Source organism: Oxalicibacterium sp., assembly GCF_035565035.1.
GTDB lineage: Bacteria > Pseudomonadota > Gammaproteobacteria > Burkholderiales > Burkholderiaceae_D > Oxalicibacterium.
The window spans coordinates 14,898-40,024 of record NZ_DATMTD010000111.1 but is presented as its reverse complement, the minus strand read 5'-3'; the positions used below and the strand labels follow the sequence as shown (position 1 = coordinate 40,024).

The window sequence follows — 25,127 nt, the reverse complement described above, 5'->3', positions numbered from 1 at the left end:
GCGTTTCAATGTGTTGTAGAAGACCAGGTCACCAGGCTTTAGATCGGCTTTGTCCACATGTTCACCGGAGCGGCTGAGTTCCTTTGCGGTCCGTGGCAAGTCCTTGCCCCAGGCCTCCTTGAAAATCAGGTGGACCAGCCCGCTGCAATCGAGACCGGTTTCGGGCGTATTGCCGCCGTATTTGTAATGGATGCCGAGCATTCCCATCGCACGCATCGCCAATTCCGACGCATGATCGGTAAGACTGTGCAGGCGGGAGATCGGTTTTTCTGGTTCCTGAAGGGTCACATCTGCACTCCAGACAGCGCTGGTCGTCATCAGGCCGGTCGCAAATATGGCTGCAAGCGTCAGTTGACCGAGGCGTGGAATGTGTTGAAAAATTGTCATCAGATGCATTTTTCCTTCATTGAGACCGGACGAATGTATGTCAATCCGGAAGGCCTGTCAAAATTTATTCTCAGGCGTTATGCTGTCCTGATATTGAAAAGGTAAGTACATGCGCACTGATTCACCCAGCGATCTCTCCCTGAAACCACGAATTCTGATTGCCGACGATTCGCGCATCGTGCGTGCGACGCTGATCAAGCACATCGAGGGCATGTTCGAATTTCGCGAGGCGCTGGACGGAGAACAGGCATGGGAAGCGTTGCTGATTGACCCCAGCATCCGCGTCGTCATTTCCGATTTGACAATGCCCAAGCTGGATGGCTACGGCTTGCTGCAGCGTATCCGCTCGTCACGTATCGGCCGCATCCGCACGATGCCTGTTGTTGTCGTTTCCGGCAGCGATGAGCAGGCCGAACGTGAGCGTGCCAAGGCAGCGGGCGCGACCGATCTGATTACCAAGGGCATCGGCACCGCGCAGCTTTTGTCGCGGCTGGATATCCTGTCGAAACTGGTCAGCACGCAAAATGAATTCGAGCGCGGGCTGGAAGCGTTGATGCACAACGATGCGGAGCAGGTTGAGCTGCTTGTTCCAGAAGCCTGGGAAAGTCAGGCAGAGGGGATGCGTGCCAGCGCGCTGCGGCAGAACAGAAATTTCGTAATCCTCAATGCGCGTATCGGTTTGAAGCATGTTGAACTGGATGGTATGCCGTCATCGCCGCCAGTCAGCGTTGTCAATGCCATTGGCCAACTGCTGCATCGAACGGTCAGGCAGACCGATTGTGTTGCACAGACTGGCGACATTGAGTTCACCATCGCAACGGGCAGCATTCACTTTGATTCCGCACGCAATTTTGCCGAGCGCGTATGTCGTGCCATCGTGCATGCGAATCTGGGTAATGATCGGAATATGGTGCTGGTTGCAAGCTGCGGTGTGATGTCGATTACCGAATATGCGCGTGAGACAGCAACCGGTGCGACACTGGAGAACATGCGCCATGTCGCCAGCCGACGTGCTGCGCTGGGTCTGCAGAACGGTATTACCGGTGTGATCGGTGCGGAGGAGGAAATTCTTCTGGATCAGGGGCAAAGTTTGCCGGCCTTGATTCTTGAGGCGCCGCCAGCAGCGGGCCACGCGGATTTATCCATCGATCTGGCGACCCTGTTGAAGTGGATCAAGGAAGGCAAGGAAGAGCAGGTTCTGGCGCACATCGGAAAATTGTCCACAGAGCTGCAGCCGTTGGTCGATTTGCTACTGAAACAACAGCGCACCTGACAGTTCAAGGCTGACGGTGACCGTCGTAATTGACTGTCGTACAATGCGTTCTTCTTTTGACAGGAGGCACCATGCAATCAAAACAGATACTGACGCTGGAAGATGTGAAGAAAATCGCAGCTGCGGCGGAAACAGAAGCCAACTTGCACAAATGGTGCGTCACGATCGCCATCGTCGATGACGGTGGCCATTTGCTGTGGTTGCAACGCATGGATGGCGCCGCGCCGATTTCCTCGCACATCGCACCGGCAAAAGCCAGGACCGCTGCACTGGGCCGTCGCGAATCGAAAGTATATGAAGACATCATTAACAATGGCCGTTTCTCTTTCATCACAGCGCCAGGCCTTGAAGGCATGCTGGAAGGCGGCGTCCCGATCGTGATCAACGGGCAATGTTTGGGTGCCGTCGGTGTGTCGGGCGTGAAATCGACCGAAGACGTACAGATCGCCAAAGCCGGTATCGTGGCAATCGGCGGCTGAGCAGAGTCTCGCAGTATCTCTAGGGACACTCTTGGCAAGCCGGTTCAGGTTGCCAGCTGGGGGTGTCTTGCGCTATAATTCGGCGGTTTAGCTAATTTTCTCCGCCGTAGCGCATACCCACATCCCATCGTCTAAAAAAGACCTGTACGACGCCCTGAATGAGCCTTGAATTCGGGCACACGCGCACAAGTGCGCGGGGTTTCGACGGTCGTTCTGGCGCAGCGCAGCGGCGGTAACAACATCAGGAGTTACCCCTTGCCGCCATTCTTTTCCGGCCACACAGTTCCCGCCATTCTGGCACTGGCAGACGGGTCGATTTTCAAAGGTTTTTCGATTGGCGCTTCGGGCCACACCATTGGTGAAGTGGTCTTCAACACATCGATGACCGGCTATCAGGAAATCCTCACCGACCCAAGTTACAGCAGCCAGATCGTTACCTTGACCTATCCGCATATCGGTAACACCGGTGTCAATGCGGAAGACGTCGAAGCCCATCGCATTCATGCTGCCGGTCTGATCATCAAGGATCTGCCGATCCTGACTTCGAATTTCCGCTCCACGCAAACGCTGTCCGATTATTTGAAGTCGCAGAACATCCTCGGCATCGCGGGCATCGATACTCGCAAGCTGACGCGTATCCTGCGCGAAAAAGGTGCACAGAGCGGTGCGATTCTTGCTGGTGCCGATGCGACGCCGGAGAAGGCGCTGGAACTGGCTAAATCGTTCGGCGGTCTTGCCGGCCTCGATCTGGCGAAAGTCGTGTCCGTCAAGGAATCGTATGTCTGGACGCAAACCGAATGGAAACTCGGCAAAGGCTACGGCGAGCAAAAGGCGCCGAAGTTCCATGTCGTCGCATTCGACTACGGCGTCAAATTCAATATCCTGCGCATGCTGGCTGAGCGCGGTTGCAAGGTGACGGTGTTGCCGGCGCAGGCAAGCGCCGCTGATGCGCTGGCACTCAATCCGGACGGTATCTTCCTGTCCAACGGTCCAGGCGATCCAGAGCCATGTGACTACGCGATCGCTGCTTCGAAAGAATTGATCGAGCGTGGCATTCCAACCTTCGGTATCTGCCTCGGTCATCAAATCATGGCGCTCGCGTCCGGCGCAAAAACGCTGAAAATGAAATTCGGTCACCACGGTGCCAATCACCCGGTGCAAGACCTCGACAGCAAGAAGGTATTGATCACGTCGCAGAACCACGGCTTCGCCGTCGATTCCGCCACGCTGCCGGCCAACTGCCGCGTGACGCACGTGTCCTTGTTCGACGGTTCGCTGCAAGGTTTCGAGCGTACCGACAAGCCGGCGTTCTGCTTCCAGGGACATCCCGAAGCATCACCGGGTCCGCATGACATCGCCCCTTTGTTCGATCGCTTCGTGGCGATGATGGAGAAAAATAAAAATGCCTAAACGCAGCGACATTAAAAGCATTCTGATTATTGGCGCCGGTCCGATCGTGATCGGCCAGGCTTGCGAATTCGACTATTCCGGTGCGCAAGCGTGTAAGGCGCTCCGCGAAGAAGGTTATCGCGTCATCCTGGTCAACAGTAATCCGGCCACGATCATGACCGATCCAGAAATGGCCGACGTGACCTACATCGAGCCGATCACATGGCAAGCGGTCGAACGCATCATCGACAAGGAACGTCCTGATGCAATTCTGCCGACGATGGGCGGGCAGACAGCGCTGAACTGTGCACTCGATTTGCATCACAACGGCGTGTTGACCAAGTACAAGTGCGAACTGATTGGCGCGTCGCCGGAGGCGATCGACAAGGCGGAAGACCGTTCCAAGTTCAAGGACGCGATGACCAAGATCGGTCTCGGTTCGGCACGTTCCGGCGTCTCGCACACGATGGAAGAATCGTGGGCAGTGCAAAAAGAATTGGGCTTCCCAGTCATCATTCGTCCATCGTTCACGATGGGCGGTACGGGCGGCGGTATTGCGTACAACGCGGAAGAATTCGAAGCGATCTGCAAGCGCGGCCTGGAAGCATCGCCAACGTCTGAATTGCTGATCGAGGAATCGCTGATCGGCTGGAAAGAATTCGAGATGGAAGTTGTGCGCGATAAAGCTGACAACTGCATCATCGTCTGCTCGATCGAAAATCTGGACCCGATGGGCGTCCACACCGGTGACTCGATCACCGTCGCACCGGCACAAACGCTGACCGACAAGGAATACCAGATCATGCGTAACGCATCGATCGCGGTGCTGCGTGAAATCGGCGTCGATACCGGCGGTTCCAACGTGCAGTTTTCGATCAATCCGGAAGACGGCCGCATGATCGTCATCGAGATGAATCCGCGCGTATCGCGTTCGTCTGCGCTGGCATCGAAAGCAACCGGTTTTCCGATCGCCAAGATCGCAGCGAAGCTGGCAGTGGGCTTCACGCTCGACGAATTGCGTAACGAAATCACAGGCGGTGCAACGCCGGCTTCGTTCGAACCGTCGATCGACTACGTCGTCACCAAGATTCCACGTTTCGCATTTGAAAAATTCCCGCAAGCCGACAGCCATCTGACGACGCAGATGAAATCGGTCGGCGAAGTGATGGCGATCGGCCGCACCTTCCAGGAATCGTTCCAGAAAGCGTTGCGCGGTCTGGAAGTCGGCGTCGATGGCATGAATGAAAAAACCACCGACCGCGAAACGATCGAGGAAGAACTTGGCGAGCCAGGTCCGGAACGTATCTGGTACGTTGGCGATGCATTTGCTCAAGGTTTCTCTTTGGAAGAAGTGCACGGCCTGACGCACATCGATCCGTGGTTCCTCGCGCAGATCAAGGAAATCGTCGACATCGAACTGTGGCTGGAAACACAATCGTTGTCCGCCATCGATAAAGGCACCTTGTTCAAGCTGAAGCAAAAAGGTTTTGCCGATCGTCGTCTGGCCAAATTGCTGAAGACGACCGACAAGGCGGTGCGCGAACAACGTCACGCGATGAATATTCATCCGGTCTACAAACGGGTCGATACCTGCGCCGGCGAATTCGCTACCAACACTGCGTACATGTATTCGACGTACGAAGAAGAGTGCGAATCGCAACCGACCAACAAGAAAAAAATCATGGTGCTCGGCGGCGGTCCTAACCGTATCGGCCAGGGTATCGAATTCGATTATTGCTGCGTGCATGCCGCGCTGGCAATGCGCGAAGACGGTTACGAAACCATCATGGTCAACTGCAATCCGGAAACCGTTTCGACCGATTACGACACATCCGACCGTCTGTATTTCGAACCGTTGACACTGGAAGACGTGCTCGAAATCGTCGCGCTGGAAAAGCCGCACGGCGTGATCGTGCAGTACGGCGGTCAGACCCCATTGAAACTGGCACTCGATCTGGAAGCCAACGGCGTACCGATCGTCGGTACCTCGCCTGACATGATCGACGCCGCAGAAGATCGCGAACGTTTCCAGAAAATGTTGCACGACCTCAAACTGCGTCAACCGCCAAACCGTACCGCACGCACCGAAGAAGATGCATTGCGCCTCGCACAGGAAATCGGTTATCCGCTGGTGGTGCGTCCGTCGTACGTTCTCGGTGGCCGCGCGATGGAAATCGTGCACGAACAACGCGACCTCGAACGCTATATGCGTGAAGCAGTCAAGGTTTCGCACGATTCGCCGGTGCTGCTCGATCGCTTCCTGAACGATGCGATCGAAGTCGACGTCGACTGCCTGTCCGATGGCGAACGCACCTTCATCGGCGGTGTGATGGAACACATCGAACAAGCAGGCGTGCATTCCGGTGACTCCGCATGTTCGTTGCCGCCGTATTCGCTGAAGCAGGAAACGATCGACGAACTGAAGCGCCAAACCTCGTTGATGGCAAAAGGCTTGAACGTGGTCGGCCTGATGAACGTGCAGTTCGCGATTCAACAGCAAGAGATCGACGGCAAGTTGCAAGACGTCGTGTTCGTGCTCGAAGTCAATCCACGCGCATCGCGTACCGTGCCGTATGTCTCGAAGGCAACCGGTCTGCAACTCGCGAAGATTGCGGCACGTTGCATGGTCGGCCAATCGCTCGACAGCCAAGGCATCATCAACGAAGTTGTGCCTGAATATTTCAGCGTCAAGGAAGCGGTGTTCCCATTCGTTAAATTCCCTGGCGTCGATACGATTCTCGGACCTGAGATGAAGTCGACCGGTGAAGTGATGGGCGTTGGCAAAACCTTCGGCGAAGCGTTCGTCAAATCGCAACTTGGCGCCAGCATCAAGTTGCCGCGTTCCGGCAAAGTGTTCCTGAGTGTCAAAGGCAGCGATAAGCCGCGTGCGGTGCAGATTGCCAAAGACCTGGTGGAAATCGGTTTTTCAGTGGTCGCAACGAAAGGCACGGCGGCAGCGATCAGCGCCGCCGGCATCGAGGTGCAATCGGTCAACAAGGTTGCCGAAGGCCGTCCGCATATCGTCGACATGATCAAGAACGAAGAGATCGCCTTGGTCATCAACACGGTAGAAGAGAAGCGTAGTGCGATTGCCGACTCGCGTACGATTCGTACTTCGGCATTGGCAGCGCGTGTGACGACCTATACAACTATTGCCGGCGCGGAAGCTGCAGTGGAGGGTATGGCCCATCTGGACGAGTTGCACGTCTACGATTTACAAGGCCTGCATAAAACTTTACACTAAGCCCAGAGTCAAAACTAAACCACAGAGGTCACAGACGGCATCGGGTTTCCCGGTGTCATCTGCGGCCTCTGTGGTTTTCCACTTATATTGATCGAAAATCATGAGCACACCTATTACCCTCAATGGTGCAAATCTTCTGAAGGAAGAATTGCAGCGTTTGAAAACCAAGGATCGCCCTGCAGTCATCAATGCCATTTCCGAAGCACGCGCTCAAGGCGACTTGTCCGAGAACGCTGAATACGATGCTGCGAAGGAACGTCAGAGCTTTATCGAGGGCCGAATCGCCGATATCGAAGGCAAACTGGGTTCATCGCAGATCATCGATCCGAAAACACTGGAAGCCGATGGACGCGTCGTGTTTGCATCGACGGTCGATCTGGAAGATCTGGAGTCTGGCGAAAAGGTCACCTACCAGATCGTTGGTATTGACGAGGCGGATCTGAAAGAGAAAAAAGTTTCGGTTACATCACCGATTGCACGCGCCATGATCGGCAAGCACGAAGGCGATGTCGTCGCAGTCGAAGCGCCGGCAGGTGTACGTGAATATGAAGTCCTGAAAGTTCGTTACATCTGATGATGCTGCAACGCAGCCGGTTGCTGATCGCCACCCTCTGGGTGGGGGCATTGTGGTCGACAGGATTCATCGTCGCGCCGATGCTGTTTGCAACTCTGGCTGACAGGGCGCTGGCGGGAACGATTGCCGGCAGTCTGTTCCGTGTAATCGCCTGGTTGTCTATCGTTTGCGCAATGATATTGTTCGCTCTGCAGTGGCTGTCGTCACGCAAACCGGATGCGTCATCTCCATCCCGAACAGTCGACTATCTTGTCCTCGGGATGGCATTGTGTACGCTGGTCGGCTATTTCGGCCTACAACCCTACATGGCGGAATTGCGCCTGGTTCTGCACGGGACGACAGAACTGTCGCAGGTTGCCGATGCCCGAAGACAGTTCGGCATTTTGCACGCTGCATCCACCGGAATTTATATTGTGCAGAGCCTGCTGGGCCTTGCTCTGATTCTGAAGATTCGCTGAAAAGCGTAAACCGTATCGCTAGTTTCCGAGCGACGATTTCTTCGAGCTTTTTTGACGCGGTTTGGCGCGCTTGATCGAACCACCTTGCGTGACGCGCTCGTTTCCCTTGACCATGACCTTGGTAACCGATGGCCGTTTTGTGCCACTCGGACTTGGCTTGACGATGGTGACTTCGCGCATGCCTTTGCCGCGTGTCGGGCTGGCGGATTTCTGCGCTTCCTTTTTCGGGCGATAGACGACCAGCAATTTGCCAATATGCTGAACCGGTGCGGCATCGAGTTTTTCGCAAATGGTGTCGTAGATTGCCACGCGCGCGTCGCGATCGTCGCCAAAGACGCGAATTTTGATCAAGCCGTGTGAATCGAGGCTGCTGTCGATTTCCTTGATGACACTGGGTTTCAGGCCGTCCTCGCTGATGATGACGACGGGACTGAGAGCGTGAGCTTCGGCGCGCAAGGCACTGCGTTCAGCCGGTGTAAGTTTCAACATGATGTACAGAATGGTGCGGAAATCGTCCGTCTGCCTGAGCAATCCGGTGCAATTTTGCCCGCAAATTTAAAACAAGTATTCTACGCGAATGGCAAAGAAGAAATTAAACAAAAACTGGCTGCACGATCACATTCACGATCCGTATGTGAAGCAGGCGCAGAAAGAAGGCTATCGCGCGCGCGCTGTCTACAAACTCAAGGAAATCGACGAGGACGAAAAGCTCATCAAGCCGGGGCAGATTATTGTTGACCTGGGCTCGACGCCGGGAAGCTGGTCGCAATACGCACGCAACAAGCTGGCCGGCGCAGCAGGCGGCGGCATCAACGGCACGATCATCGGACTGGACATGCTGCCGATGGAGCCGATCGCCGATGTGCATTTTATCCAGGGCGATTTTCGTGAACAGGATGTGCTGGTTCAGCTTGAGCAGGTCCTGAACGGTCGTAAAGTTGATCTTGTGCTATCGGATATGGCGCCGAACCTTTCCGGTATTGCGATCGCTGACGCGGCGCGGGTGCAGGATATTGTCGATTTGGCAGTGGATTTTGCGCAGCATCACATGAAGCCATCCGGCTCGCTATTGGTGAAGTGCTTCAATGGCTCCGGCTACAATTACCTGATAGAAAAATTCCGGCAGGAATTCAAAACTGTGACGCAAAAGAAGCCGAAAGCCAGCCGGGATAAATCGTCAGAAGTGTTTTTGCTCGGGAAAACTCTGAAAAATCCGCTTTGAAGCGAATTTCAGACTTGTTTCGGTGAATTCGACCCCCATACCGGATACTGCACGTCCCGGTGTTTACGAGTAGAATCAACTTACATTTCAAGTATAAAAGACGCGTTTGCGTCCAAGGAGTCCTAGTGAACAACATGTTTTCCAAGGCCGCCATCTGGGTGGTCATCGGGATGGTCCTTTTCACCGTGTTCAAGCAGTTCGACGGCCGTACGGCTGCCGGTGCTGCCACGCCGATCGCCTATTCGGATCTGCTGGATGAAGTAAAGGCCAAACGGATCAAGGAAGCAACGATCGAGGATCGCACCATTGTTGCGACCACTGTGGACGGACGAAAGGTCAAATCGGCCGTGACGATTCTGGACCGCGGACTGATCGGCGATCTCGTCAACAATGGCGTCAAGTTCGACATCAAGCAACCTGAGGAACAATCGTTCCTGTCGCAGATTTTCATTTCCTGGTTCCCGATGTTGTTGCTGATCGGCGTTTGGGTATTTTTCATGCGTCAGATGCAAGGCGGCGGCAAGGGCGGGGCGTTCTCGTTCGGCAAGTCCAAGGCGCGCATGCTGGATGAAACACAAAATGCCGTGACCTTCGCCGACGTCGCCGGTTGCGACGAAGCCAAGGAGGAAGTGACCGAACTGGTTGAATTCCTGCGTGATCCTTCGCGATTCCAGAAGCTGGGCGGACGCATTCCACGAGGCGTGCTGATGGTTGGTCCTCCAGGTACCGGTAAAACCTTGCTGGCGCGCGCAATCGCGGGCGAAGCGAAAGTGCCGTTCTTCACGATTTCGGGTTCGGACTTTGTTGAAATGTTCGTTGGTGTCGGTGCCTCGCGTGTACGCGACATGTTCGAGAATGCGAAAAAGCATGCCCCTTGCATCATCTTCATCGACGAGATCGACGCGGTCGGTCGTCATCGTGGTGCCGGCATGGGCGGTGGTAACGATGAGCGTGAACAGACGTTGAACCAGATGCTGGTTGAGATGGATGGCTTCGAGCCGAATGCCGGCGTGATCGTGATCGCGGCAACCAACCGTGCAGATGTCCTGGACAAGGCGTTGTTGCGCCCGGGTCGTTTCGATCGTCAGGTTATTGTCGGCTTGCCGGACATTCGCGGTCGTGAACAGATTCTGATGGTGCACATGCGCAAGGTGCCTATCGCGACCGACGTTCAGGCAGGCATCCTCGCGCGCGGGACGCCGGGCTTCTCCGGCGCCGATTTGGCCAACCTGGTCAACGAAGCAGCATTGTTTGCCGCACGTCGCAACAAGCGCTTGGTCGAAATGCAGGACTTCGAGGATGCGAAAGACAAGATCGTGATGGGGCCGGAGCGTAAATCGGCTGTCATGCGTGAAGAAGAGCGTCGCAATACGGCTTTCCATGAGTCCGGTCACGCAGTTGTCGCCAAGCTGTTGCCGAAGGCCGATCCGGTCCATAAAGTGACGATCATGCCGCGCGGTTTTGCTCTCGGTCTGACGTGGCAATTGCCGGAACATGACCGTGTCAACATGTACAAAGACAAGATGCTGGAAGAAATTTCCATCCTGTTTGGCGGTCGTATTGCGGAAGAAATTTTCATGCACCAGATGTCGACCGGCGCATCAAATGACTTTGAGCGTGCCACCAAACTGGCTCGTGCGATGGTGACGCGTTACGGCATGTCTGAAACGCTGGGAACGATGGTCTATGAAGATACCGAACAGGATGCGTACTTTGGTCGCATGAGTTCGAAAACGGTATCGGAAGCGACGCAGCAAAAAGTCGATCTGGAAATCCGCAATATTCTGGATACTCAGTATGCGTTGTCGCGCAGACTGCTCGAGGAAAACCGCGACAAGGTCGAAGTCATGGCCAAGGCGCTGCTGGATTGGGAAACGATCGATTCGGATCAGATCAACGACATCATGGAAGGTCGCGATCCGCGTCCGCCTAAAGCGGGCTTGCCAGTCAAGAATCCGTCGCCGGACAGCCCTTCCGACGTGACGCCGAATGCGACGGCACCAGCCTGACGACTCGAAGATCGAGTTGTCTCGATGATTTGATTTAATGCGAATGCATACAGGGTGAGGAGTGATCCTCGCCCTTTTTATTTGTCTCTACTGTTTCTTCTCCTGGAATGACTTCTACCCACCTGCAATTCGGCCGTTATCGTTTTCCTGTCGACCGGGCCGCACGTCCGCTGGTCATGGGCGTATTGAATGTCACGCCAGACTCTTTTTCCGACGGAGGCCGATATTATTCGCTGGATGCTGCGTTGTCGCATGCGGAGGAAATGATGTCTGCCGGCGTCGATATTATCGACATTGGCGGTGAATCGACGCGCCCGGGAGCACAGTCGCTAACGCTACAGGAAGAACTTGATCGTGTCATGCCGCTCGTGTTTGCATTGCGCGATTGCGGTAAACCATTATCGGTCGATACGTGCAAGCCGGGCGTCATGCGCGAAGTCATTGCTGCGGGTGTGGATATGATCAATGACATCAATGGTTTTCGTGCAGAAGGCGCGTTGCAGATTGTTGCACAGTCAGATTGCGCGCTCTGCGTCATGCACATGCAGAACGATCCGCAAACCATGCAATTGCAGCCGGAATATCTGAATGTTTATGTGGAAGTGCGGGAATTTTTGCGCGAACGCATCGGTCTGATGCAGCAGTCGGGGGTTGTGCCGAATCGTTTGTGCATTGATCCCGGCTTTGGTTTCGGCAAAACGCTTGAACACAATGTGACATTGCTGAAGAATATCGGACGGTTGCAGGAAGAACTGGATTTGCCGGTTTTGGCGGGCGTGTCGCGTAAGTCGATGATTGGCCAGCTGACCGGCAAGTCTGTGGAGCAACGAATGGCGGGCAGTCTTGCAGGCGCACTGGCTGCCGTGAAGCACGGCGCAAAAATTGTGCGCGTACACGATGTGGCAGAAACAGTGGACGCGCTGGCGGTATGGCAGGCATTGGCCTGAACGGAAATTGGAAAATAATAAAATGACGCGTAAATATTTTGGTACCGATGGCGTACGTGGACGAGTAGGAACAGCACCGATTACCCCGGATTTTGTAATGCGCCTGGGCTATGCCGCAGGTAGCGTATTGGCAAAGGCGGAGATTGCGGGCAACCGACCGGTCGTGTTGATTGGCAAGGACACCCGAATTTCCGGCTATATGCTGGAAGCCGCACTGGAAGCCGGATTCTCCGCGGCGGGTGTTGATGTCATGCTGGCCGGTCCGATGCCGACACCGGCGATTGCCTACCTGACGCGCGCATTGCGACTGTCGGCCGGCGTGGTGATTTCGGCTTCGCATAATCCGTACGACGATAACGGCATCAAGTTTTTTTCGGCATCCGGCAACAAGCTGCCCGATGCGGTTGAACTGCAAATCGAAGCGGCGCTCGACCTGCCGATGAATTGCGTGGAATCGGAAAAACTGGGGCGTGCGAAACGTCTCGACGATGCGCGCGGACGATATATCGAATTCTGCAAGAGTACATTTCCGAACGAACTGGATTTGCGCGGACTAAAAATGGTGGTCGACTGTGCGCACGGTGCGGCTTATCACATTGCGCCGGATGTATTCCACGAACTCGGCGCCGAAGTGGTTGCCATCGGTAATCAGCCGAACGGTTTCAATATCAACGAAAAGGTGGGTGCCACGGCGCCCGCCGCGCTGGTTGAAGCAGTGCGTGCCAATCATGCCGATCTCGGAATTGCACTCGATGGCGATGCGGACCGATTGATCGTGGTCGATGCATCCGGTCGCATCTATAACGGCGATGAGCTCTTGTACGTTATTGTGCGCGACAGGATGAATATACAAGCCGTCGATGGCGCAGTAGGTACGTTGATGACTAATATGGCGCTGGAAGTGGCGTTCAAGAAAATGGGTATCGGATTTGTACGCGCCAACGTTGGCGATCGTTACGTACTGGAAGCATTGCAGGAGCGTGGCTGGTTGTTGGGTGGGGAAGGGTCGGGCCATATGCTTTGCCTGGACAAGCACACGACAGGAGACGGTATCATTTCCGCGCTGCAAATCCTGTCTGCTCTGAAGCGCAGTGGCAAGAACCTGGCGCAAATGACGGAAGATATTGCGATGTTCCCGCAGACCTTGATCAACGTCAAAGTTGCGCCGGGTTTCGACTGGAAGAAAAACAAGGACTTGCTGGCCGAAAAGGATGCCGTTGAAAGCGAACTGGGCGATGCAGGTCGCGTCCTGATTCGGGCATCGGGAACCGAACCGCTGATTCGTGTGATGGTAGAAGCACGCGACGCCGATCTTGCCGAGAAAATGGCCAAGCGGATTGCTGCGAAACTGACAGCGTGAAGTTGTAAATATTATCGATGAATGGCACTTTACCCGTTGACGATAGTCCAATTATTAGGGTATGATCTCTTTCTTTCGGAGTGTAGCGCAGCCCGGTAGCGCATCTGGTTTGGGACCAGAGGGTCCTAGGTTCGAATCCTAGTACTCCGACCAGAATTTGCAGTAGATCAAGGGTTTGGAAGATTTTTCTTCCAAACCCTTTTTTTTCTTCTTCACTTTTTCGCATCCTGATTGCCACGGCTCGGCAATTTCATACGCTTGACAGCTCCGTTAATTCACGCGCCTTCGTGCGCCATATTCATGGGATTGTGACAACATGAACTCTGTTATGTAATCGCATCTTTCAATTGCATTGTCTATTTTCATGTCCAGTACATTCATTGTTGGCGAATTCAAAAACCAGACGACTGGCGCTGTTTGTACCGTGATCAAGCTGACGCCGACCAATTTCAGGCCGGGGACGGAATGCTATGTAACTGATGATGCCGAATATCTGGAGCCGGATCCCACGAACCCGACCAGGTTCATGACGTCGAGTGGCGACGTGCTTGTCATGGCAGGTTGAGTTCGCAAAAAAGCGGCCTTCCGGCCGCTTGTCCCACACCTTCGCTGCCAAGCAGCGTTCGCATAACCCGGTTTTATTTACGTGGTTCGCGTAAGGCCTCGATAACGGAAAATTCGGACTCCGTATCGATCTTTTCAAATTCCTCCCTTGTATCGATTTTCTTTTCGTTCGACTTTTGCTTGTCGGACGTGGAATCCGCAGATTTGGCGGATTTCTTATTCTGGGCAGTAGGTTTTTGATTCGGCATAAGTCCTCCTCGTTAAATAGTATTGTCATGCTAAGGGCCAGAGGAATGAATACCAATCAGACAATCGGCCATCCGAATGTAGGAGAATTAATAATTAATCATCATTTTGTTGAGAGTTGGAACTACATTGTCGTCCGGAATGTCTTCTCGTCACGGTGTTCAAGGCGACGCACAAGGAGGAATAATGGTCATGTATAGCAACCCAATGCAGGAAATTCTCGCGCAGGGGAAGATTCGCTGCGAATCGTTCGATGAAATGACGGATCTGAAAATGCACAGGGCGCCCGTGCCGGAGCCGATCGAGGAACCACTGCCAGGCGAACATCCAGTGCCGCAGGAAGAGCCGGTTCCTTCTCCCAATCCACAGCGTTCACTCGTATCATCATTCCATCTGAACTGAGAGGGCGAACCATGGATATTCAATCGAACTGGAGTACAGAGCTCTACAAGGGAATGGAAGTGCATGTCAGCGCGCTGCAAAAGGAAAAAGCCAAAACGAAATGGGACTACACCGTGCGTGTGTGTGAGCCAGGCGTAGACGCCGGTGCAGAAAGCGAACTCGTTGCAGAGTCGGGCGACGACAGTGATTACTCTTCGCAGGGGGCAGCGTTGGCGGCAGGATTTGCACGTGGTTATGCGATGGTGGATCAGATCAGGCAATAAATATCGTTTATCCCTCTTGCGGTATGTGAATCAAGCTCGCGCAAGGTATCGCGGCGTTGCAACATTGAAACACCCCCATAAACAAGGCATAATGCGGCACGCAATTTGCGTGTGATTTCGCATGCGCTTTGCGTCAATTCAGGCAATTGCTGCCCATAGCTCAGTTGGATAGAGCAACGGCCTTCTAAGCCGTAGGTCGCAGGTTCGACTCCTGCTGGGCAGGCCAACAGTCGTTTTCAAGACACTCGATCAGCAAGCATTGGCTGGCGCTGTTCGGCGCACGTGAGATTTGACGGACCGTTATCTCCCTGGCTTCATCATGTTCCTTCTTTCTCCTTTTCTTTTTTCCAAGCTGCCGCGATGACTCGGTTGAGCAGATTACTGTCTGTTGTCTGGTGCGTCTCTGCTGGTTTATTGGCCGGTAGCGTTTTTGCGCAGAACAAGGAAGTCGACGTTTTCCATTGGTGGGTATCGGGTGGTGAGCGAGCCAGCATGGATGTGATCAAGCACACCATGCAGGAGCGGGGACTTGTCTGGCAGGAAGGTGTTGCAGCCGGTAGCGGAACAGCGCGTTACACGAATGTTTTGCGTGAACGTGTTGCCGCCGGGCGAATACCGACCGCTGCACAGATGATCGGTCATGACATTCATGCCTGGGCGCGTTTGGGGTTGTTGACCAACATGAACGAGCTGGCCCGCAAGGAAGAATGGGATGAGGTGGTACCGATCGCCATTCAGGCGCTGTCCAAATACAACGGCAACTGGGTTGCTGCGCCGGTCAATGCCCATTCGACGAACTGGCTGTGGGTCAACCAGTCCTTGTTCGATAAACTGGGCGGCAAGGAACCGGATACGTGGAACGATTTGATCGTTCTGCTGGACAAGGCGAAACAGGCTGGTGTGCTGCCAATTGCAATCGGAAGTGAAGCGTGGGAACACACGTTGCTGTTCGAATCGGTTGCAGTATCGACCGGCGGCGCGGAGTTTTATCGCAAGGCTTTTATCGATCTCGATCCAGCCGCATTGAGACCGGCATTGCTGAAAAAAATCTTCGAAAGAATGAGCAAGCTGCGCACTTATATCGACGCCGGTTTTTCAAAAAGGCGCTGGGATCAGGCAACCGACATGGTTCGCGAGGGAAAGGCCTTGTTGCAGGTGCAGGGTAGCTGGGTTGACGGCGAGTTTGCGCATCGCGGATTGGTGCCTAACCGGGATTATTATTGTTTCCGTTTTCCTGATACGCAAGGTGTGTTCCTGTTCAACAGCGATCAGTTCATCATGTTCAAGTTGCCGAAAGAGCGCCGTGATGCCCAGTTGACGCTGGCCTCCACGATGATGCAACCGTCATTTCAGTCAGCATTGAATGTGGCGACCGGCGCGGCGCCGGCACGTGTCGACGTGTCGACTGCAGCGTTCGACTATTGCGGCAGGAAAGCCATTTCCGATATGCGCGGTGCCAACATGCGGCGCACGATGATGGGTTCGATCGCAATGGGGAATGCAAATATTCCTCCCGTGAAGGTGGCAATCTACGACGTCGTGACACGTCATTTCACGAGACAGATCGGTACGGATCAAGCTGTCATCGAATTGCGCAATGCCATCCGTGAAAAACCGACCGCAGGCAACGAACTAAAGAACGTGCTGCGGACTTCCTCCCATACTCCCCCTCTTCGGAGCGCGCCAAGGAAATGAAATACTTTTCCAACCTCGGTATTGCCATCAAGATCGTCCTGCTGGTCGGACTGCTGGGGATCATTTCGATCGCCATCACGGTGTATTCGACGATCAACATGAAAGGCGTGGACAGTGATTACCGTTCGCTGATTTCGCACGAGGCGCGCAGCGCGTTGCTGATCAGCGATGCATTGCTTGATCTCGGTTATTCGAGCCGTCTAGTTTATGCGGTGCTGACCGAGCAGGAAGAAGAAAAGATGCGTTCGCGACAGACTGTGCTGGCGGATCTGCATCGACAGTTCAGCGAAAAAATCAGTGAAATCAAGATGCTGATCCCGCACGAAAGTGCGCAGCTTGACGCCATCACTGCGCAATCTGCAAAGGTATTCAGTTCCGCCGCCAATGTCATCGATTACGCCAGTCGCTGGCGTGGTGATCGCGCACTGGTGATCATTCATGATGATTTCGAACCGTCGCTCGGCACGCTGCAGCACATGATGGACGGATTGCGTAACGAATCGATCGACAATTTTGAAACAACGTCGACACGACTCAGCGAAACGACCAACAACACGATCGTCACCACAGCATTGGGCGTGAGTATCGGCCTGCTGCTGGTGCTGGCATTGTCGGGCTATGTGACGATCACGCAAATCTCGCGACCTATCCGTCATCTTGCCGACATCATGGGAAGATTGACCGATCGTAATTACAACGATGAAATTGCCGATACGACGCGCCGTGACGAAGTCGGAAAGATGGCAAACGCGCTGAAGGTGTTCCGGGATACGATGCAGCGCGCCGACCGCTTGGCGCTGGAAGCAGCGGCCAGTGCCGAGGCACGCAGGTTGTCGGAACAACTGGTCGATCTGACCGATGCCATCCCAGGCGCGGTATTCCAGATGCATGTGCGTGCTGATGGCTGGCGACGTTTTCTTTTCGTCAGTAACAAGGCGTCTGATCTGCATGGCAGACCGGTGGACATGTTGCGCAAGATCGAAGGGCCGGTCGGTGCCGGCCTGATGCAGGCAGTGGACGGCGACGATAACGGCGCCGCGCAACGCATCATGAACAGCGTGCAAACGCTGGAGCCGCTGGATTTCGATATCCTGGTGGAAAACGGTTCGCGCCGACTCTGGCTTAAAACGCTGGCAACCGTACGTCGCACGCCGGATGGTGGTGCGATGTTCAACGGTGTATGGCTCGACGTCACCGACATGAAGAATCAGGCGAAGGCGCTGGAACTGGCCAAGCTGGCAGCGGAACAGGCCGCGCTGGCCAAGTCATCCTTCCTGGCGATGATGAGCCACGAAATCCGCACGCCGATGAATGCGGTGATCGGCATGGTGCATCTGGCGCAACGTACCGAACTGACGCAGAAGCAACGCAACTATCTGACAAAAATCGATTATTCGGCGCATGCACTGCTGAATATCATCAACGACATTCTGGATTTTTCGAAGATCGAAGCCGGTCAGATGGCGCTGGAGCAGATGACATTCTCGCTCGAAGAGCTGCTGGATAATCTGTCCGACATCGTCGGATTGAAGGCCGAACAAAAAGGCATTGAAATCGTCTTCGCGATCATGCCGCAGACACCACGTTATCTGGTCGGCGATTCATTGCGCCTCGGGCAGATTCTCGTCAATCTGGTCAACAATGCTGTCAAGTTTACCGAGAGCGGTGAAATCGTCGTGACCGTTTCAACCGATCAGGTCAATGAAGAAACCGTCATGTTGCGATTCGACGTGCGTGATACCGGCATCGGCATGACGCCGCAGCAGATTGAAGGCTTGTTCCGTTCGTTCTCGCAAGCCGACACATCGATCACGCGTCGTTACGGCGGTACCGGTCTCGGCCTTGCAATCAGCAAGCAGCTGGCGGAAATGATGGGCGGGCGCATCTGGGTCGAAAGCGAACCGGGCAAAGGCAGTACATTTTCGTTCACGACGTCGCTTGGTATCGGCAATATCGCGCTACCGGCGCGGATCGGTGCAAGGCTTGCCGAATTGCGCGGCAAGCGCGTGCTGATCGTCGACGACAATGCCAATGCGCGCGAAGTGTTGCGTACGATGCTGGCTGCCAACGGTTTTGATGTACAGGCAGTTGAATCGGGTGAGGACGCACTGGCATTGCTCAACAGCGCCTCACGCGACAGTGCGCCATTCGATCTGGTACTGATGGACTGGCGCATGCCCGGCATGGACGGCATCGAAACATCGCGCCGTATCAAGAACGATACATCGTTGTCGCGCCTGCCGGCCATCCTGATGGTGACGGCGTTCGGCCGCGAGGAAGTGATGGCGCTGGCGAACGATGTCGGTCTCGACGGGTTTCTGATCAAGCCGGTCAACGAATCCGTCCTGATTGATACGATTGCCGAAATGTTCGTCCTGCGACATGATGCGCCGTTCAGAATCCCGGGCAGTCGTCGCATGTCGTCGGGAGAAAACATTCCTGCCAATCTGGCCGGGCGTCGCATTCTGCTGGTCGAGGACAATCCTTTTAATCGCGAACTGGCAATCGAACTGCTGAACGATCTCGGTATTCGTGTCGAGATTGCGGAGAACGGGCGTATCGGCGTTGAACGCATTCGCGCGGAAACTTTCGACCTGGTATTGATGGATATTCAGATGCCCGAAATGGACGGCCTGACGGCAGCGAGCCTGATTCGCAGTGAAACACGCTTCGACGATTTGCCGATTCTTGCAATGACCGCGCACGCGATGAGCGGTGATCGCGAAAAAAGCCTGGCAGCAGGCATGAACGATCACATCACGAAACCGATCGATCCCGATCTGCTGACGCAAACGCTCGCCTATTGGCTGGGCGACAAGCCGCGTCAGCAGCGGCCTGAAGAGGACGAGGGTGTTCTCGCAGAGCCTGTCGTCAACGAAGAAGGTGTGCCGGATGAATTGCCGCCGTTCGACATTCCACTCGCGCTGGTTCGCACCAATGGAAAGCGGACATTGTTACGCAGGTTGATTCTGAGTTTTCACGAACGCTACAGTCAGTCGGCAATCGAGCTGCCTGTATTGCATGCGCAAGCGCGGTACGAGGACGCCGAACGACTTGCCCACACGATCAAGGGAGTGGCCGCAACGTTGGGTGCAGAGGACTTGCGCAACGTGGCAGATGCAATCGAGCGTGCCTATCACGGAGGCAATACTGAAAAAGCCAGCGCCTTGTTCGTGCCGTTTGAGCAGGCACTGAATACCGCGCTTGCAGCAGCGGCGACGTTGATTACCGCGCCATCGTCTGCAGAGTTGGCAAAACAGGATATCCGGACTCTTGCAGACGATGAAAGAAAAGCCATCGTTGCACAGCTTTCGTCATTGCGCGTCGATATCGCAAACAACAGCCTGAAGGCACGAAAATCTTTTGTGACGCTCGCCGAGGTATTGCAACATTGCGGCGTCGATGCAGAACTGCAGGAACTGAGTGCGGCGCTTGAGCAGCTTGCTTTCCCCGCTGCACTCGTTCGTGTGGATCGTCTGGTTGCGAGATTCACGTCGAAAGAATAGATAAACGATATTGGAATGGCATCTTCATGGAAGAAAACTGTTGTATGCGGCGCAAAGCAGATGGTGTGCATGACGCTTGTGCATATACCATAGCGACTGATGCCGAGAACAGTTTCATGAAAGACAAGAATGCGAGTGCAGCAGGCAAAGATACTGGTCGTTGATGACGAACGATCCAATATCGAATTGATGGCGGATATTTTCGGGGACGATTACGAGGTCATTTTCTCGACGGAGAGTGAGAAGGCGGCAGAGCTCGCCGTCTCGTCACAACCCGATGCGATTTTGCTGGACGTAATGATGCCCGGTATCGATGGCTATGAAGTCTGTCGACGTCTGAAAGAAAATCGCCGCACACGCAACATTCCCGTCATCTTCATTACCGCACTTGGCGATGTCGCCGCAGAAACCCGCGGTCTGCAACTGGGGGCGATGGACTACGTCACCAAGCCTTTCAGTCCTGCAATCGTCAGATTGCGTGTGGAAAATCAGGTCGAACTGAAACGCGCCCGTGAACAACTGACCCTGATATCGCACGACATGCGTGCACCGCAATCGGCAATTCTTGCATTGCTCGAACTGCAGAAGAAAAGCAGCACGGCCCTTGATCTGGACGAGCTTTTCGCAAAGATCGAACGTTCAGCCCACAGCACGTTGATGCTGGCAGATGACTTTGTTCATCTCGCCAAGGCGGAATCGAAGATCTATCATTTCAACGAAGAGAATTTCCTGGACATATTTGCCGATGCCACCGACGACATGTGGGCGCTGGCCAGCAAGAAATCGATTCGCGTCGAGACGCATGCAGAAGAAGAGAGTTATCCGGTGAACGTCAACCGCTCGCTGATGGTGCGGGCGGTATCGAATCTGCTGTCGAACGCAATCAAGTACGGACCGGCTTCATCGGTCGTATCGTGCCGGTTGACGGTGGATCGCAGTCAATCTTCGACACGCGTGGTATGCGAGATCGCCGATCAGGGCGAGGGCATTGCGCAGAAGGATCAGGCGTCGCTGTTCACGCCGTTCTATCGCGCAGATCAGCCGTTGCAGCAAGGCGCGGGTCTCGGCCTGTCGTTCGTCAAGGCCGTCGTTGACCAGCATGGCGGCACCATCGATTTTGTAAACGGTGTACGCGGCGGTGCAGTTTTTCGTCTATCCCTGCCTGCGCTGGATAATAACTAGGATAAGACATGCATATCGCGGTACTTGAAGATGATCCCGATGAAGCCAGGCTGATACGGCAGGTGCTGGAGGAGGCCGGACATGCATGCGAATTGTTCGGTACCGGGACAACCTTGCTGGCGATTCTTCCTTCTTCGCGATTCGATCTGTTGATTCTCGACTGGCGTCTGCCGGACATGACAGGGTTCGACGTACTGAAAAAGGTACGCAACGAACTGGGTCTGGAATCGCTGGTGCTGTTTCTCTCCAATCACGATTTGCAGGAACACATCGTCGCGGCGTTGATGGCGGGCGGCGATGATTACATGTTGAAGCCGATACGTGGTGCAGAACTGCTGGCACGCATTCACGCGCTGGGACGCCGTCTGCATCCGCGCGAAAAGGAAATCGGCGAAAGGGAAATCGGCGAAAGGGAACCGGTCATGCAGATCGGCCCGTATCGGCTCAACCACTTGATGCACACGGTCGAACTGCGCGGCGAAACGATCGAACTGAAGCCGAAGGAATTCGGCATCGCACTGACGCTGCTGAAAAATGTCGGCGCCATCGTGTCACGCCAGATGCTGATGGAAAGCGTATGGGGCAGGGAACTGGTAATGACATCGCGCACCATTGATACGCATATTTCGCAGGTGCGTCGCAAACTGATGTTCAAGCCGGAGAACGGCGTCAAACTATCGACCGTCTATACGCTCGGCTATCGACTTGATCTGTTGTAAAAGTCGTCACGACAGCATAGGTAGTCATGCTGCCGTGAGGAAGCAGTGCCTAGAACACGTCGAGACGATAACCGATCGTGTAGACCGTGGTCAGACGCACATTGTTATCCAGCTTTAATTGCAGTTTGGTTCTGACCTGTGACATATGGGTATCCAGCGTGCGCGACGTCATCATCAACTCGCGACCCCAGACTTCTTCCATGATTCTTTCCCGCGAGATCAACTGACCGACGTTCTGGAAGAACAGGACGGCGATATCGAACTCCTTCGGCTTCAGATCCACCGGCTCTCCGCGTACGGTGGCGGCCTTGCGAAACAGATCGAAGCTGAAGATACCCACTTCAATCGTGTTGATCGCAGGGGCGGCCATGGCACCTGTTTGCGGAAGCTGGCGAATTCGTTTTGACAGCGCATGAATGCGTGCCGACAGTTCGGCTTCGCGGATCGGTTTGGTCATGTAGTCGTCGGCGCCTGCCATCAAACCAGTGACGATGTTTTCTTCCAGTACGCGATTCGTCAGGAACATCACGACGATGTCTTCGCCGACATTGGCACGCACCCACTCGATGACATCCTTTCCGGTCATGTCCGGCAAGTGCCAGTCGAGAATCAGCAGATCGAACACTTGTTGACGCAAGGCGGCGATCAGTGTTTTCCCTTCATGAAAGGTTGCGCATTCGTGACCGGCAGCGGTTACGATTTGATGGATCAATTTCGATTCAATTGGATCATCTTCCAGTGTGGCTATTTTCATCGGTTGTTTCCTGTTGCTCTAGTTCTTTTATGGACGGTTGTCATGCCTGTCTGTTTATGTTTCATCTCATGCCTCTACCGGTTCGATCATGCAAGGCAGGGTGATGGAAAATGCACTGCCTGCACCTGGCGCGCTGGTGAGGTCAATCTTGCCGCCGTGTCGTTCGATCACCATCTTGACGAAGGCAAGGCCGAGGCCGACGCCGTCACGACCCTGTTCGTCCGCACGGAGAAATGGAGAAAAGATGATGTCGTGCTTGGATGGATCGATGCCCTGTCCCTGATCGGCGATGCAGCAGCGCACGTAATTTCCGCCGGAACGAATCGCCGGACGAGCAGTACAGATCACGCGCGAATCTTCCGGGCTGAACTTGATGGCATTCGACAGCAGGTTCCCCAGTGCACGAACCACGAGTGAACGATCGACGTTGAGCCAGAGATTATCGGTCTGGGCATCGACGACGATATCGATCGATTTGCTGTGTGCGAAGGCCCACATGTTGTCTGCTGCCTCTGCCAGCATCGATGCAAAATCGGTTTCCTGGAATTGATAAGCCTGCGATTCTGCCTTGGCGAGATGCACGAAGTTTTCAGCGAGATTCAATGTCGTTTCCACTGACCGTTCGATACGCGAAAGAAATTCCGGCATGGCGAAGGCGGTCGCGGGATTCTTTTGCAGCTGGATCAACGCAAGAATTGATGATTGCGGTACACGCATGTCGTGCGAGATGAAGTTGAGGCTTTCTTCACGACGACGTTCGGCTGCCCGCAACGATGTCACATCGATGAGCGAGATGATCCATCCCAGCGTCGTGCCATCTTCCATGCGCGATGGTGCGGACTTGATCAGGAACTCGCGTCCGTTGACATCGCGTGTTTCTCTTTCTGCGGTACGACCGCCCTCGGTCGGATGAAGTAGGACTTCGCACCACGTACGTCGTATTCCGGCATCCATCGGCTGATCGAAATGAGAGAAGATTTCGTAGATGTCCGGCGGACCATTCGACTCGTTCAGGCCGATTGTCTTGAAATACTCGCTCGCGGTACGGTTGTACATCAGCATTTCTATCTTCTGCGACAGCACCAGCGTGGCATCCGGCATGCTGTTGAGATTGTCGATGACGAACTGATGCATGTCGCGCGAATGGTCTGCGGCAAGTCGGATGGCGTTGATCTGGCGATCGAGGAAATCGGAATTGTCCTGTATGCCGGTTTCATTGCGTTGGCGCAGGACCATTGTGGCGTCCTGATTGAGACGCGAGAATTCTTCTCCCAGATAGGTGAGCGCTGCCTCCAGTCGCCGCCAGTTCCATAGCGGATAGACAGCAATCACCATCAGCAGCGCCGCGCCAGGCGGCAACCAGATTTCTGCGAGAAAGATGGCATAGGTCGCCAGACTGACAAAACAGAGCAGCGCAGCCGTCATGCCCAGCGCACTGAACGGTGAAAAATAACGGCAGACGAAGAGGGCTGCAAACGCCGCAATGACGGTGAAGAGCGCGACTTCCCAGCGCGCTGCATCGCGTATGCCGCGTTTCTCGATCAGGCCGGCGAGAATATTGGCGTTGACTTCGATGCCGGACATCACGCGCTGTTCGGTCGTTACGGGCGTGGGGAACATTGACGCAATACCGGCAGCGGTGGCACCGATCAGCACGTATTTTCCATCGAAGAAGGAAGGAGGAATTCTGCCCGACAGGACATCGATATACGACACTGTCGAGAAATGACCCGGCGGACCGGCAAAGGGGATGCGTTCCAGAAAATGGTGATGCAGCAGGCTGTCGGGAGCGTAGTGTCCTGTAGTGAATCCGTCTGTACGCAGTTTTTCAACGTCTTGCGATCCTGCCTTCACATGCCCGTCCTGCACGTCACGTCCGACGTTGAAGATCGAAACGGCGAATTGCGGCCACGCGGTATCCTGCAGCGATTCCTGCAGAAAGACGCTGCGTACTACGCCATCCGCGTCGAAGGTGAAATGGGTATGGCCGAGACCACGTGCGGCAGTCTTGAACGGCGACAGTGGCAGTGTTGTTTGCAAGCCAGTCGACGTGCGTTCGACCAGGACGGGCAGGACGACACGACGATTTTTTTCGATGGCTTCTGCAAGATACGCATCGTCATCGGAGATTGTTTCAGGCTCGGAGAAAATGATGTCCATGCCAATCGCTTTCGCCTTGCTGCGCGACAGGATATCGAGAAGATCGGCATGAACACGACGCTCCCAGGGCCAGCGCCCCAGACTTGCAATGCTGACCTTGTCAATGGCGATGATCGCGACTTGGCCGATGGCCGGGCGGTGTGTGACCTTGACCAGATTGTCGTAGATAAGACGATCGGTCTGCCCGATGCCGCGTACATAACCAAGCAGTGCGGCGCAAGCCAGTATCAGCATCAGAAAGATGCGCCATTCGCGTTTGAGCGGCGAACTGGCAATGTACGGGCGAGGCGTCAT

At 54.7% G+C, this 25,127-nt stretch carries 22 protein-coding genes and 2 tRNA genes; 19 read left to right on the top strand and 5 right to left on the bottom strand.

What is annotated here, in order from left to right; translation table 11 throughout:
* The coding region (locus VN114_RS11950) for a C40 family peptidase (RefSeq protein ID WP_325515139.1) at window positions 1-387 on the bottom strand (387 nt) is incomplete at its 3' end.
* A 109-nt stretch (window positions 388-496) separates the two neighbouring features.
* Here VN114_RS11950 and VN114_RS11945 point away from each other — a divergent pair.
* From VN114_RS11945 to VN114_RS11920, 6 genes are all read left to right on the top strand, one after another.
* Window positions 497-1,660 (top strand): response regulator, encoded by a 1,164-nt coding sequence (locus VN114_RS11945; RefSeq protein WP_325515137.1) that lies wholly within the window; start codon window positions 497-499, stop codon window positions 1,658-1,660.
* 71 nt (window positions 1,661-1,731) lie between these two features.
* Entirely contained in the window at window positions 1,732-2,139 is a 408-nt protein-coding gene (locus tag VN114_RS11940) for a heme-binding protein (RefSeq protein ID WP_325515135.1), read from the top strand.
* A 255-nt stretch (window positions 2,140-2,394) separates the two neighbouring features.
* The gene (carA, locus tag VN114_RS11935) at window positions 2,395-3,549 is read left to right on the top strand and encodes a glutamine-hydrolyzing carbamoyl-phosphate synthase small subunit (RefSeq protein ID WP_325515143.1); all 1,155 of its coding nucleotides are present in this window, start codon (window positions 2,395-2,397) and stop codon (window positions 3,547-3,549) included.
* Entirely contained in the window at window positions 3,542-6,772 is a 3,231-nt protein-coding gene (gene carB, locus VN114_RS11930; RefSeq protein WP_325515133.1) for a carbamoyl-phosphate synthase large subunit, read from the top strand. Before carA ends, carB begins: the two co-directional genes overlap by 8 nt.
* A 100-nt stretch (window positions 6,773-6,872) precedes the next feature.
* Window positions 6,873-7,346, top strand: a complete 474-nt coding sequence (gene greA / locus VN114_RS11925; protein ID WP_325515132.1) for a transcription elongation factor GreA — start codon at window positions 6,873-6,875, stop codon at window positions 7,344-7,346.
* A 2-nt stretch (window positions 7,347-7,348) separates the two neighbouring features.
* The gene (locus VN114_RS11920; RefSeq protein WP_325515141.1) at window positions 7,349-7,804 is read left to right on the top strand and encodes a DUF4149 domain-containing protein; all 456 of its coding nucleotides are present in this window, start codon (window positions 7,349-7,351) and stop codon (window positions 7,802-7,804) included.
* Window positions 7,805-7,822: 18 nt separating this feature from the next.
* On the opposite strand, the gene VN114_RS11915 is transcribed toward VN114_RS11920, so the two are convergent.
* Window positions 7,823-8,293 (bottom strand): YhbY family RNA-binding protein, encoded by a 471-nt coding sequence (locus VN114_RS11915; protein ID WP_325515131.1) that lies wholly within the window; start codon window positions 8,291-8,293, stop codon window positions 7,823-7,825.
* Between the two features lie 88 nt (window positions 8,294-8,381).
* Between VN114_RS11915 and VN114_RS11910 the strand changes: the two genes are divergently transcribed.
* The 6 genes from VN114_RS11910 to VN114_RS11885 all read left to right on the top strand — a co-directional run bounded on the left by VN114_RS11910 (window position 8,382) and on the right by VN114_RS11885 (window position 13,907).
* Window positions 8,382-9,026, top strand: coding sequence for an RlmE family RNA methyltransferase (locus VN114_RS11910; RefSeq protein ID WP_325515130.1), 645 nt, complete (start codon window positions 8,382-8,384; stop codon window positions 9,024-9,026).
* Window positions 9,027-9,151: 125 nt separating this feature from the next.
* Complete coding sequence (ftsH, locus tag VN114_RS11905; RefSeq protein ID WP_325515128.1) at window positions 9,152-11,035, top strand: ATP-dependent zinc metalloprotease FtsH; 1,884 nt, start codon at window positions 9,152-9,154, stop codon at window positions 11,033-11,035.
* A 107-nt stretch (window positions 11,036-11,142) separates the two neighbouring features.
* The gene (gene folP / locus VN114_RS11900) at window positions 11,143-11,982 is read left to right on the top strand and encodes a dihydropteroate synthase (protein ID WP_325515126.1); all 840 of its coding nucleotides are present in this window, start codon (window positions 11,143-11,145) and stop codon (window positions 11,980-11,982) included.
* 22 nt (window positions 11,983-12,004) lie between these two features.
* Window positions 12,005-13,342, top strand: a complete 1,338-nt coding sequence (gene glmM / locus VN114_RS11895; protein ID WP_325515124.1) for a phosphoglucosamine mutase — start codon at window positions 12,005-12,007, stop codon at window positions 13,340-13,342.
* Window positions 13,343-13,418: 76 nt separating this feature from the next.
* Window positions 13,419-13,495, top strand: a tRNA-Pro gene (locus VN114_RS11890).
* A gap of 211 nt (window positions 13,496-13,706) precedes the next feature.
* Window positions 13,707-13,907 (top strand): hypothetical protein, encoded by a 201-nt coding sequence (locus tag VN114_RS11885; protein ID WP_325515123.1) that lies wholly within the window; start codon window positions 13,707-13,709, stop codon window positions 13,905-13,907.
* Window positions 13,908-13,980: 73 nt separating this feature from the next.
* Here VN114_RS11885 and VN114_RS11880 read toward each other — a convergent pair whose 3' ends face one another.
* On the bottom strand, window positions 13,981-14,154 hold the full coding sequence (locus VN114_RS11880; RefSeq protein ID WP_325515121.1) for a hypothetical protein: 174 nt from the start codon (window positions 14,152-14,154) through the stop codon (window positions 13,981-13,983).
* Window positions 14,155-14,344: 190 nt separating this feature from the next.
* Between VN114_RS11880 and VN114_RS11875 the strand changes: the two genes are divergently transcribed.
* From VN114_RS11875 to VN114_RS11845, 7 genes are all read left to right on the top strand, one after another.
* A complete protein-coding gene (locus tag VN114_RS11875; protein WP_325515119.1) occupies window positions 14,345-14,554 on the top strand; it encodes a hypothetical protein in 210 nt (69 codons plus the stop codon).
* An 11-nt stretch (window positions 14,555-14,565) separates the two neighbouring features.
* Entirely contained in the window at window positions 14,566-14,817 is a 252-nt protein-coding gene (locus VN114_RS11870) for a hypothetical protein (RefSeq protein ID WP_325515117.1), read from the top strand.
* Window positions 14,818-14,966: 149 nt separating this feature from the next.
* Window positions 14,967-15,043, top strand: a tRNA-Arg gene (locus VN114_RS11865).
* A gap of 143 nt (window positions 15,044-15,186) precedes the next feature.
* Window positions 15,187-16,512 carry an ABC transporter substrate-binding protein gene (locus tag VN114_RS11860; protein WP_325515115.1) on the top strand — a complete coding sequence of 442 codons (1,326 nt, stop codon included), beginning with the start codon at window positions 15,187-15,189 and terminating at the stop codon, window positions 16,510-16,512.
* Complete coding sequence (locus VN114_RS11855) at window positions 16,509-20,018, top strand: response regulator (protein ID WP_325515113.1); 3,510 nt, start codon at window positions 16,509-16,511, stop codon at window positions 20,016-20,018. The genes VN114_RS11860 and VN114_RS11855 overlap by 4 nt, the downstream gene beginning before the upstream one ends.
* A 129-nt stretch (window positions 20,019-20,147) precedes the next feature.
* Window positions 20,148-21,200, top strand: a complete 1,053-nt coding sequence (locus VN114_RS11850; protein ID WP_325515111.1) for a hybrid sensor histidine kinase/response regulator — start codon at window positions 20,148-20,150, stop codon at window positions 21,198-21,200.
* An 8-nt stretch (window positions 21,201-21,208) separates the two neighbouring features.
* Window positions 21,209-21,919 (top strand): response regulator transcription factor, encoded by a 711-nt coding sequence (locus VN114_RS11845; protein ID WP_325515109.1) that lies wholly within the window; start codon window positions 21,209-21,211, stop codon window positions 21,917-21,919.
* 49 nt (window positions 21,920-21,968) lie between these two features.
* Here the strand turns inward: VN114_RS11845 and VN114_RS11840 are convergent, their stop codons facing one another.
* The gene (locus VN114_RS11840; protein WP_325515107.1) at window positions 21,969-22,673 is read right to left on the bottom strand and encodes a response regulator transcription factor; all 705 of its coding nucleotides are present in this window, start codon (window positions 22,671-22,673) and stop codon (window positions 21,969-21,971) included.
* 66 nt (window positions 22,674-22,739) lie between these two features.
* The gene (locus tag VN114_RS11835; protein ID WP_325515105.1) at window positions 22,740-25,127 is read right to left on the bottom strand and encodes a CHASE2 domain-containing protein; all 2,388 of its coding nucleotides are present in this window, start codon (window positions 25,125-25,127) and stop codon (window positions 22,740-22,742) included.